The sequence below is a fragment of the Actinomycetota bacterium genome, from assembly GCA_012837825.1.
Classification (GTDB): Bacteria; Actinomycetota; Humimicrobiia; order Humimicrobiales; family Humimicrobiaceae; genus Humimicrobium.
In genome coordinates this window covers 23,608-35,130 of the sequence record DUQM01000091.1, presented here as the reverse complement: position 1 = coordinate 35,130, position 11,523 = coordinate 23,608, and the positions used below count along the sequence as shown (strand labels likewise).

At 36.4% G+C, this 11,523-nt stretch carries 8 protein-coding genes and 1 rRNA gene; all 9 read right to left on the bottom strand.

The genetic code is table 11. The features are described 5' to 3' along the window. Positions 1-903 (bottom strand): 16S ribosomal RNA (locus GXZ93_07215); the annotation flags it as partial. A 376-nt stretch (positions 904-1,279) separates the two neighbouring features. Continuing rightward, positions 1,280-2,302 (bottom strand): recombinase RecA, encoded by a 1,023-nt coding sequence (gene recA, locus GXZ93_07210; GenBank protein ID HHT79562.1) that lies wholly within the window; start codon positions 2,300-2,302, stop codon positions 1,280-1,282. Positions 2,303-2,457: 155 nt separating this feature from the next. Further along, positions 2,458-3,072 (bottom strand): RNA 2',3'-cyclic phosphodiesterase, encoded by a 615-nt coding sequence (gene thpR, locus GXZ93_07205; GenBank protein HHT79561.1) that lies wholly within the window; start codon positions 3,070-3,072, stop codon positions 2,458-2,460. Then, complete coding sequence (locus GXZ93_07200) at positions 3,072-4,352, bottom strand: CinA family nicotinamide mononucleotide deamidase-related protein (protein HHT79560.1); 1,281 nt, start codon at positions 4,350-4,352, stop codon at positions 3,072-3,074. The genes thpR and GXZ93_07200 overlap by 1 nt, the downstream gene beginning before the upstream one ends. A gap of 4 nt (positions 4,353-4,356) precedes the next feature. Beyond that, on the bottom strand, positions 4,357-6,783 hold the full coding sequence (locus tag GXZ93_07195; protein HHT79559.1) for a DNA translocase FtsK: 2,427 nt from the start codon (positions 6,781-6,783) through the stop codon (positions 4,357-4,359). Between the two features lie 24 nt (positions 6,784-6,807). After that, positions 6,808-8,463 carry a ribonuclease J gene (locus GXZ93_07190; GenBank protein ID HHT79558.1) on the bottom strand — a complete coding sequence of 552 codons (1,656 nt, stop codon included), beginning with the start codon at positions 8,461-8,463 and terminating at the stop codon, positions 6,808-6,810. 45 nt (positions 8,464-8,508) lie between these two features. Continuing rightward, the gene (gene dapA, locus GXZ93_07185; protein HHT79557.1) at positions 8,509-9,390 is read right to left on the bottom strand and encodes a 4-hydroxy-tetrahydrodipicolinate synthase; all 882 of its coding nucleotides are present in this window, start codon (positions 9,388-9,390) and stop codon (positions 8,509-8,511) included. 21 nt (positions 9,391-9,411) lie between these two features. Then, the gene (locus GXZ93_07180) at positions 9,412-10,209 is read right to left on the bottom strand and encodes a 4-hydroxy-tetrahydrodipicolinate reductase (protein HHT79556.1); all 798 of its coding nucleotides are present in this window, start codon (positions 10,207-10,209) and stop codon (positions 9,412-9,414) included. Continuing rightward, the gene (locus GXZ93_07175; protein ID HHT79555.1) at positions 10,206-11,477 is read right to left on the bottom strand and encodes an insulinase family protein; all 1,272 of its coding nucleotides are present in this window, start codon (positions 11,475-11,477) and stop codon (positions 10,206-10,208) included. Before GXZ93_07175 ends, GXZ93_07180 begins: the two co-directional genes overlap by 4 nt. Between the last annotated feature and the right edge of the window lie 46 nt (positions 11,478-11,523).

Here is an 11,523-nt window from a genome sequence, read left to right as displayed (position 1 = left end):
CTCCCCAGGCGGGACACTTAATGCGTTAGCTTCGGCACAGAGAGCGTCGATAACTCCCCCCACCTAGTGTCCATCGTTTACGGCTAGGACTACCAGGGTATCTAATCCTGTTCGCTCCCCTAGCTTTCACACCTCAGCGTCAGTAACAGTCCAGAAAGCCGCTTTCGCCACTGGTGTTCTTCCTGATATCTGCGCATTTCACCGCTACACCAGGAATTCCGCTTTCCTCTACTATACTCTAGTTTGCCAGTATCACATGCAATCCTTAAGTTAAGCCCAAGGTTTTCACATATGACTTGACAAACCGCCTACGTGTTCTTTACGCCCAATAATTCCGGACAATGCTTGCCTCCTCCGTCTTACCGCGGCTGCTGGCACGGAGTTAGCCGAGACTTCCTAATTGAGTACCGTCAGCATTCGAGCTCTTAACTCTACTGCCTTCGTCTTCAACTGACAGTAGTTTACAATCCGAAGACCTTCATCCTACACACGGTGTCGCTGCGTCAGGCTTTCGCCCATTGCGCAATATTCCCTACTGCTGCCTCCCGTAGGAGTCTGGGCCGTATCTCAGTCCCAGTGTGGCCGTTCATCCTCTCAGACCGGCTACCCATCATAGCCTTGGTAGGCCATTACCCCACCAACAAGCTAATAGGACGCGGACTCATCTTAAAGCAGAAGCCTTGCGGCTACCTTTATTATAATTATCATGGAAAACTATAAAACATCTGGTATTAGCACTCCTTTCGGAGAGTTATTCCAGTCTTTAAGGCAGATTATCCACGCGTTACTCACCCGTTCGCCACTTGCTTTATAAAAGTATTGCTACTTTCATATTGCACGTTCGACTTGCATGTATTATGCACACCGTCAGCATTAGTCCTGAGCCAGGATCAAACTCTCAAAAAGTTTAAAAAGAAATTATTAAGAATTGGAACCTCGCACTATTTAGTTCTCAAAGAACACAAAAGCAAACTTGAATAATCTATCATATCCATACTTCACTGTCAACAAAATATTTTTTTATTTTTGAAATATTTTTAACTGACCCGGAAAGTAATTAAAATAAAAAGTCAAATAAGCAACTCTGTATTCAGAGCGTTATAAATTATAACATTCAGGGCATATAAGTCAACAAAATTTTTAGGAATAAAATTCCTTCAGGAGATTAAGAAATATATTATTTTTAGAGGCTTGTCACAAAACTCAGAGCATACTCGCACAGATATAAACAATAAAGACAGGCAGTTGTATTAATTCATAATAAATATGATTTTTTATCTTATATTTTGGAATCATCCTGGCTGGCGGAAGTCTTTTTGGTTTTGTATATTTGTTTAATATCATTTTCAATTTCATCAAGGATTTTGGGATTCTGCATCAGAAACATTTTGGCATTTTCTCTTCCCTGTCCGATTCGTTCTCCCTTATAGGAATACCAGGAACCGCTTCTTGCAATTACTTCCAGTTCACTTCCTATATCCACTATGCTTCCCTCTCTGGATATTCCTTTTCCGTACATAATGTCAAATTCAGCAATCTTAAAAGGCGAAGCTACCTTGTTTTTTACAATTTTTACCCTGACCCTGTTTCCAACAATTTCTGTCCCGTTTTTAATTGAATCAATTTTCCTGATATCCAGCCTTACGGATGAATAGAATTTAAGAGCTCTTCCTCCGGGGGTGGTTTCAGGATTTCCAAACATTACACCTATTTTTTCTCTCAGCTGATTTATGAATATAACTATGGTTTTTGTTTTGCTTACAAGCCCTGTCAGTTTTCTTAAAGCCTGAGACATCAGCCTTGCCTGCAGCCCTATGAAAGAATCACCTATTTCACCTTCAAGCTCTGCTCTCGGCACCAGAGCAGCTACTGAATCAATAACGATAACATCAAGAGCCGCGCTCTTTAAAAGTATTTCGCATATTTCAAGAGCCTGTTCGCCGCTGTCAGGCTGTGAAAGAAGAAGTTCTTCAGTATTTACTCCAAGATTTTTTGCGTAACCGGGATCAAGCGCATGTTCAGCATCTATAAAAGCCGCCACCCCTCCTTCCTTTTGCGCATTTGCTATTATATGGAGAGCAAGGGTAGTCTTGCCACTTGATTCAGGACCGAATATCTCGGTTACTCTTCCTCTGGGTATTCCGCCTATCCCCAGAGCCATATCAAGTTCAATCGAACCGGAAGAAACATATTCAATATCTTTTAAAGGTCCGTTATCACCCAGTTTCATTATTGAACCCTTCCCAAATGCTCTTTCAATCTGGGCCAGGGCATTCTCAATAATCTTTTCTTTTTCCATTATTTCTCCTAAAAATTTTAATCCAGGATATTAAAACAGATATTACATGTGCATTTGCATATTATAACATTTATTCATAAATATAAAAAATATTTTTATATTTTATTTATTATATCATCTATCTTATTAATTTTTTTGCATAGTTTTTTTAAAAATATCTATCTCTCTCTTTTGTCCTTTAAGCGGATCTCGCTATTTATAAAATAATCTGCTCCTTTCTCTGACAGTATGCTTTCATATATCAGCACCCTGTCGCATTTGATACTGATAAATTTCTTCGGTTTTATTTCAGGTATCAGTTTTGTGAAGTCAAAGCCGTCTCTTATCCTGGCGATTGTAATGTGGGGTATAAATTTTTTATTTTCTTTTTTTAGATTCATGAAGGAAACCGCTTTACCGGTTTTTTTGTATATGCTTTCAACCTTTTCCTTTCCATTCCCCAATACAGCGTAAACTATTCTTGCATTTTTTAATCCGGGAAAAGCATCTATCCTGTCTTCAATATCAAAATTAAAAGGAAAAACTTCTTTTAATTCATTATTCAGCCGGCTTTTTATTTTATCAATGTCGCTGACACAAGTATTGCCAAGAAATTTCAGTGTCAGATGTATGTTTTCAGGAGGAACCGGCTTTATACAGCTATAGGAGCTGCTGACTGCTGAAATCATATCATGGAAATAACGGGAAATACCGTCAGGAACTGTCAGGCCGATGAATATCCTTTTATTAATAGCTTTGTTATAAGCAGATGAGTCCAAGTTGTTTTTTATCATTAATTTGATTTATGAATCTGCAGCCTCAGCTTGTTTAAAGCAAATTGGGAGGCTCTGTATTTTATTTCGGTTCTTGTACCAATAAACTTCAGCCTGAAGACTTTTATCTCTTCGTCCGGCATTGCAATACCTATATATGTAAGACCGACATTATCGATATTATTATCAGCTTCCGGACCTGCAAAGCCTGAAATACTGACAGAATAATCGGAATCAAATATTTTTTTTACATTCAGCGCCATTTCCCTGCAGACCTGTTCGCTTACTGCCCCATATTGTTTCAATAGTTTCTTTTCAATCCCGAGTATCTTGATTTTTGAAAAATCGCTATAGGAGATTACTGCGCCTTTAAAATACTGAGAGCTCCCTGAAACATCTGTTATCATCTGTGAAATCAGTCCTCCGGTCATTGATTCAGCGGCAGAAATGGTTATTGCTTTGCCGGATTTCATAATTGTTTCCTTTAAGGATTCTGATATAAGCTTATTTTCTTCTCCATATATAAATTCATCCAGCCTTTCTACAAGCATACTTTTTATCCTGTCTGCGTTTTCATTATTTGTTTTGTCAGATAATGATTTTGATACAATTATCAGTCTTATTATTCCCGGAGATGCCGTTATTCCAATTTCAACACCCATCCTGGCTGCCGTTTTATATATATCAGGTATTTTTTCTTCTATTTCGCTTTCACTGATGCCTGTAGTCAGTAAAACCTTTTTTAATATTTTTTCATTATTCTCTTTGCTGGAATCCAGAATATCCTTAATTCTTTTTATTACGCTATTATCAATCATATCTTTCATTTCTTTGGGAACTCCCGGAATGGAAAACAACCACTTGTTTCTTTCTCTTAGGAATACTTCAAAACCGGAAGCGCTGCCTATGTTCGGGATTATAGGTCTGGCCCCTTCAGGGATATAGGATTGTTTAAGAAGCTTTTTTTTTAATTTCTGACTAATTTCTTTTCTTATAAACCGAAGACTTTTATCATCCAGCAAATCATTTTTTATTAATTTCAAATCAAGCAGATCGGCAACAGCATCTCTGGTTAGATCATCTTCAGTAGGACCAAGACCTCCGCTTAAAATGATTATATCTGAATGATCAATGCAAAAACCGGTCGCTTCTTTTATATCGCTTTTAAGGTCTTTGACTGAAATTATAATATTGCTTTCAATGCCTATTTCCGAAAGTTTCTGTGCTATATAGGTGGCGTTTGTATTAATTATAAGCCCGAGGTTTATTTCACTTCCTATGCAGACAATCGAAGCCTTCATTTGTCTATAATCCCAGATCTTCCTTGAATTTTAAAAAGTCGTCTTTTGAAATAAGTACTTCCCTTGGTTTTGCCCCGTCATATCCGCTTATGAACCCTTTATTTTCAAGCTGATCAACTATTCTGGCTGCCCTTGAATATCCTATTCTCAATCTTCTCTGAAGAAGCGAAGCTGATGCATGCCCGAATTCCAAAAAAATTTCAAAAGCATCATAAATCAGCGGATCGTCTTCCATCTCTCTTTTTTCTGCTTTTATCTCAGATTCAAATATATCTTTTACCGGTGCAGCTTTCTTCTGGTCCTTTATATAATCAGTTACAATTTCTATTTCACTGCTTGTCACAAAAGCTCCCTGTATTCTCTCAGGCCTGTTCATTGATACCGGCAGATAAAGCATGTCGCCTCTTCCAATAAGTTTTTCTGCGCCGCTCATATCAAGTATTACTCTGGAGTCTGTATTCGAGGCAACATTAAAAGCAACTCTGGAAGGAATGTTTGCTTTTATGACTCCGGTTATTACATCCACGGACGGCCTTTGTGTCGCTATTACCAGGTGAAGCCCTACAGCTCTTCCCATACTGGCTATCCTGTTTATGCTTTCTTCTACTTCAGAAGCAGCAACAAGCATAAGGTCGGCAAGTTCGTCAATGATGATAAGAATATAAGGCAATTTCACAAGTTCGGGATCATTTGATTTGTTTTTGTCAACTTCCAGATTGAACTGTTCAAGATTTTTACATTTATAATCTGATAATATCTTCAATCTGTTTTCCATTTCCTCAACAGCCCATGACAGGGCGACAGAAGCTTTCTTTGGATTTACAACAATAGGAGCAAGAAGATGAGGTATCCCGTTATATATGCTTAACTCTACCATTTTCGGATCTATCATTATAAATTTTACTTCACCGGGTTTTACTTTCATGAGCAGTGAGATTATCAGGCTGTTTATACATGAACTTTTTCCGGAATTGGTGGAACCTGCAATCAGTATATGCGGCATGGCTCTTATATCCATACTTACTATATCTCCTGAAAGACTTTTGCCAAGAGGGACTTTTAAAGGACTTTTTAAAATTTCTTCCCTGTCCGGTGAAAAAACATCCCCAAGAGTAACTATGCTTTTTATCTTATTGGGAACTTCAATCCCAATCGCTGATTTGCCGGGGATAGGTGTGAGAATTCTTATATCCGGTGAACCCAGAGCCACACAGAAATCATCTTCCAGGCTCAGCAGTCTTTGTACTTTTACGCCGGGTGAAATAGATAATTCATATAAAGTCACAGACGGACCTCTTATGACTGAAGCTACTTTTACAGCAAGATTAAAATCCCTGAAAAGATTATTTAATATAATAATATTTTCCTTTATATCCTGCTTGTACAGGGAAGGTGAGAGCATTTTTGATTTTTTTAAAAGACTTTGCGGAGGCAGTCTGTAAAAATCATCAGAATCATCTTTCCCGCCCAGAGGCATTTCCAGCTGGGATTCAGTTCTTTTTTCATGGGACCTGATTTCTTCTTTTTGCTCTGCTTTTCCTGTTGCTTCTGACCGGCCCCTGATACTGTCAAGGAGAGGACTTTTCCCGTCCTCATCCCCCTGATAATCGTAATCATCATAAAAATTCTTTTTCTTTACATGATCCGTTATAAAAGGAAACTGCTTTTTATGTGCATCCTTTAAAACATCTGATTTTTTATTTGTCTTTCCTGATTCCGATAAAAACTTTTCATCCCCATAGCTGACCCTGAGCTCTTCCTTCTCAGGATGCAGCTGAATCAGGGAATTGTCTTTCAGTGCTGTTTTCTGGCTTTCATATTTTATTTCTTTTCTTCTTTCCCTTGAAACCCTTATCTTTGCTGCAATTTTCTTAAACATGTCTATTATGGAAATGTTTGTGATTATAAGCAGTGAGAGCAAAAGGAAGAAAATCAGTATGGTCAGGGCAGCTGCCTTGTTCGTAAGCTTTAACAGCCCGTGATAAATACCTGAGCCTGTGACTCCGCCTTTGGTTGTGAAAAATATTTTATCAAAGAGACTTTCAGGGGTATTTGAATTGGACAGTATTCCCAAAAGTGCCAGAAAAAAAATTGTAAACCCAATACCCAGACGTATTTTCAGAAATCGTAATTTTTTGAAGAAAAAACTTATTCCCCATAAAAGTATCAGAATCGAAAATATGTATTTTCCTGCTCCGAACAGATAAGAAAGAAAATAATTTAGATATTTCAGGATAAATCCGGTTTCGCCACGGACAAATACGCTGATAAGAAAAAGTATGGATATCATGATTACAAGTATCCCGTATACTTCAACCCTGCTTTTTACATAATTTCTCTCATAGCTTTGCTGATCTTCCAGAATTTTTTTGATTTTTTTATCCTGAAGATTGCCGGTAGTCCCGGATTTTGGTTTCTTATCTTTATTCATTGTAAAAAATTATATGCAGTCAGATTAATTATAATCAATAAAAATAACTTTTGTCATTATCACAGGCTTTATTCTTATTTTTTTAATCAGATACTTTTCAAGCCTGCTGTCAATATATTTTTCGATATTTGACTGTGCTTTTATATTATTGTCAAAACAGGTCATGACAGATTCCCTGATAAGGTTTTTACAATCATCCAGTACCACATTAAAATTCTCCATATAGGTTACTCCCCTGAACATAATCTCAGGTTCTGCAGCAAGTACCTCTTTTTTTATGTCAATATTAAGAATATTAAATATTACACCGTCTCTTGCAAGCAATTTCCGATCCTTTAAAACCATATCATCGATTTCTCCATATCCTATGCCATCAATATATATATTTTTCATATTGATATTATTGGTTATTTTACAGAAGTTGGAATTTATTTTAATCACATCCCCGTTCTGTGCAATCACTACATTTTTCTCAGGTATCCCTACACTGGTTGCAAGTTTTGCATTATTAGCTTTATGCATATTATCGCCATGAATAGGAATAAAAAACCTGGGTTTTACAAGATTTATCATCATTTTTATTTCTTCCTGTGCAGCGTGTCCGGAGACATGTACGCCAGCTATTGACTCATAAAAAACATCTGCACCATGTTTGATAAGCATATTTATTATATTTGCTATAGCTTTTTCATTTCCGGGTATGGGAGATGCTGATATTATCACCATATCTCCATTCATTATCTGTATTCTTTTATGTTCATTCAGGGCCATTTTATACAAAGCTGATAATGGTTCTCCCTGTGTTCCTGTAGAAAGAATTGCAATCTTTTTTACAGGATAATCGTTTATATTGCTTATAGGGATTATAAGATCTTCAGGAATCCTTAAAAAGCCAAGCTCACTTGATGTTTTAATTGTTTTAAGAAGAGATTTGCCGGAAATTGCCAGCTTTCTTTTGAAGTTTGCAGACATGTCCATTATCTGCTGTATTCTGTGTATGTGCGATGAGAATGTTGCAATAATGACTCTCCCTTCTGATTGGGAAAATTTTTCGTAAAGAGTTTTTCCTACATCTTTTTCCGGCAGAGTGTATCCTTTTTCTTCAGCATTTGTACTGTCACATAACAGAGCGAGTACTCCCTGTCTCCCTAACATTCCCAACTTTGGAAAATCAGTCGGCTTGTTGTCTATGGGGCTCTGATCAAATTTAAAATCTCCTGAATGGATTATGGTTCCTATATCCGTTTTAACAACAACACCGAAAGACTCGGGTATGCTGTGATTTACCCTGAAAAATTCAATGACAAAAGCTCCTATTTCAAGTTTTGTTTCTTCATTTATCTCATTTAAGTTGACATTTTCAAAAATCTGATGGTCGTGAAGCTTAAGCTCAACGAGGCTAAGAGTAAGTTTGTTTGCATAAATAGGTGCATTAACTTCTTTTAATAAAAAAGGAACAGCGCCTATGTGATCTTCATGGCCGTGGGTGATTATTATTGCCTTTAATTTTTTTGAATTCTGTTTTACATAAGAAAAATCAGGAATAATATAATCAAGTCCCAGAAACCCATCATCAGGAAATATCACACCACAGTCAATTACTATCATGTCATTATCTTTCTCGAAGACCATCATATTCTTCCCTATTTCATTAAGGCCTCCGATGGGAATGAGTTTCAAGCTTGTTTTTCTTGCCATGTTTGTAAAAAATAAAAAATTAAAAATTTAAATGAGTTTATATTCAGTTAAAAGTCTGACGAACCTTTCTTCCTCCTGTAATTCCATATCATAAAGAGGAGGTCTTAAATATCCTGCAGGTATTCCCATAAGATTTAATGCTTTTTTTATAGGAATGGGGCTGGTTGTGATAAATATTCCATGGAATATATCCAGATATCTTTTATGCATCTGCGCTGCTTCCTGCATTTTATTTTTTTTCAGCAGGCTTATCATTTCCTTGATTTCCTTACCTATTATATGCGATGCAACACTGACAACACCTTTCCCGCCCAGAGCCACTACAGGAAATGTATCTCCGTCATTTCCGCTGTATACCATAAATTCCCTAGAGCAGCTTCTTAATATTTCTGCAATCTGTTTCATATCACCGCTAGCCTCTTTGACTCCTGTGATATTTTTTAATTCTGAAAGCTGCAGACTGGTTGAAGAAGTTATATTGCAGCATGTTCTGGAAGGAACATTATAAAAAATAATAGGTATGTCAATGGATTCCGCTATTTGTCTGTAGTGATTTAAAAGACCGCTCTGGGTAGGTTTGTTGTAGTATGGGGTCACGATCAGAACACAATCAGCTCCTTCTTCCTGTGCAGCTTTTGAAAGTTCTATTGTGTGTCGGGTGTCATTACTTCCTGTCCCGGCAATCAGCGGAATATTGTTTTTCAGTTTCTTTTTTGCAAATCTGAACAGTTCAATTTTTTCTCTGTCTGACAATGTAGGCGATTCTCCGGTTGTGCCTGTAATAAGAAAACTATCGGTTCCATTTTCAATAAGGTAGTCCATTATGACATCTGCGGACTTCCAGTCAATATTATATTCCTTATCAAAAGGAGTAATCATTGCCGTCATAACTTCACCAAAATCTGCCATTTTTCTCCTCCAGAAAATTATTTATAATTTAATTAAGCTTTCCAGCCCATATGTAAAATTTGATAAATTATCAATATTCTTTATTGCCATAATCAGTCCCGGGTAAAACGAAGACCTGTCAAAGCTGTCATGTTTTATGGTAAGTGTCTGCCCTTTTGAACCAAAAATAACACATTGATGAGCTAAAAGACCCGGCAATCTTATACTATGCAGATGAATACCGTTCGTAAATGCACCCCTGCTTCCTTCAATATTTTCCTGTTCATCCTTATTAAGCTTTGACTCATTATAATTTATTATTTTTCCAATACTTTCTGCAGTAGAGATCGACGTGCCACTCGGAGCATCCTTTTTATTCTCATGGTGCATCTCTATTATTTCACAATTTTCAAAATATCTGGCGCTTAGTTTGCTGATAATTATCATTATCACTGCACCGATGGAAAAATTCGGAACAATAAAAACTTTGCTTTTAAGTTCTTTTTCTTTTTTCCTTAAAAATTCTATTTCTTCTTTTTTCAGGCCGGTAGCGCCAACTATAATATCAATACTGTTTTCCAGTGCCCATTTTATATTGCCAAATACCACGTCCGGTCCGGTAAAATCCACAATCAGATCGGGGGATGATTCTATTATATCTTCATAGCTGTCGGTTACTTTTACACCGATTATATCCCTGCCGTTCAAAACACCTATATCCATTCCGATATTGACTTTATCAAAACCTGCAATAATTCTTATTTCTTTTTCCAGCATAAGCTCACTGAGCATCGCTCTGCCCATTTTGCCGCATATACCAAAAAGAGCTATTCTCTTCATCTGAAACTCCTCTTGCTTGCTTTTCCCATTATTACTATGTCTATCCTTTCAGGAATAAAATACTTGTTTGCAATTTCCTGTATTTCATTTGTTTTTATCATTTCTATTTTATTTAAAATATCACTAATAGGCAAAATTTCATTTTCCATCAGCAGACTTTTGCCAAATCTAAACATTCTTGAACTTATTTCTTCAATATTTAAAACAATGCTTCCTTTAATATTTTCTTTTGCTCTTTCAAGCTCGCTGCTGCTTAAAGCATTTTCTTTTATATCTTTGATTTCATTTTCAATTATATCGACGATCTTAACCATATTTCTCGGATCGCTTGCTACATATATATCTATCAGACCTGTGTCTGCATATTGTATATTTCCTGCATAAACAGAATATGCAAGACCATTATCCTCTCTTATTTTCTGGAAAAGCCGGCTGCTCATGCTTCCGCCTATTATATTCATCAACAATCCAAGAGGGAATCTGTCAGGACTTGTTCTCCTGCATCCCAGGGTTCCATAGCAAAGATTAGAAGCATTTATTCTTTTTTTAATGATTTTAACTTTTTTGTTGGGAAGAGGCTCTTTTAAAAAGGATAGCTCTTTTTCTTTACAGAACCTGGCGTCAAAACCGTATATATTTCTTTTTACTGCATCTACAAGCTCTTTGTGCCTGACATTGCCTGCCGCAGAAATTACTATATTCTTAAAAACATAATTTTTATTAAAATAATTTATGATATCTTCCTGTCTGATTTCTTCCAATGATTTCCTGGTGCCGAGAATAGGAAAACTCAGAGGATGATCAGCAAGAACTGTCTCATAGAAATAATTTAGAATATCTTCCGAGGGAGTATCCTCAACCATTTTTATTTCTTCAAGAATTATTTTCTTTTCAGTTGAAAGGCTGTCTTCAGAAAAGACAGGATTAAACACGATATCAAATAACAGCTCAGTGCATTTCTCAAGATGAGTATCAAGAAAATCACAGTAAAAACAGGAATTTTCCTTATCTGTAAAAGCATTGAAATCCGCGCCTATTGAGTCAAATTCAATGGCTATTTCTTTATTGGATCTTTTTTTAGTACCTTTGAAAACAAGGTGTTCTATAAGATGGGTGATACCATTTATTCTTTTTTCTTCATTCCTTGAACCGCTGGCTACCCAGAGTCCAAGAGATATAGATCTGAAATAAGGTATATATTCACTTACTATTCTTATGCCATTGTCTAATTCAGTGATTTCATAATTTTCTAAAACAGGTTTGGACAATGCTATACCTCAACTACCTTTCTGAAAATTTTTAAGAAAACAGATA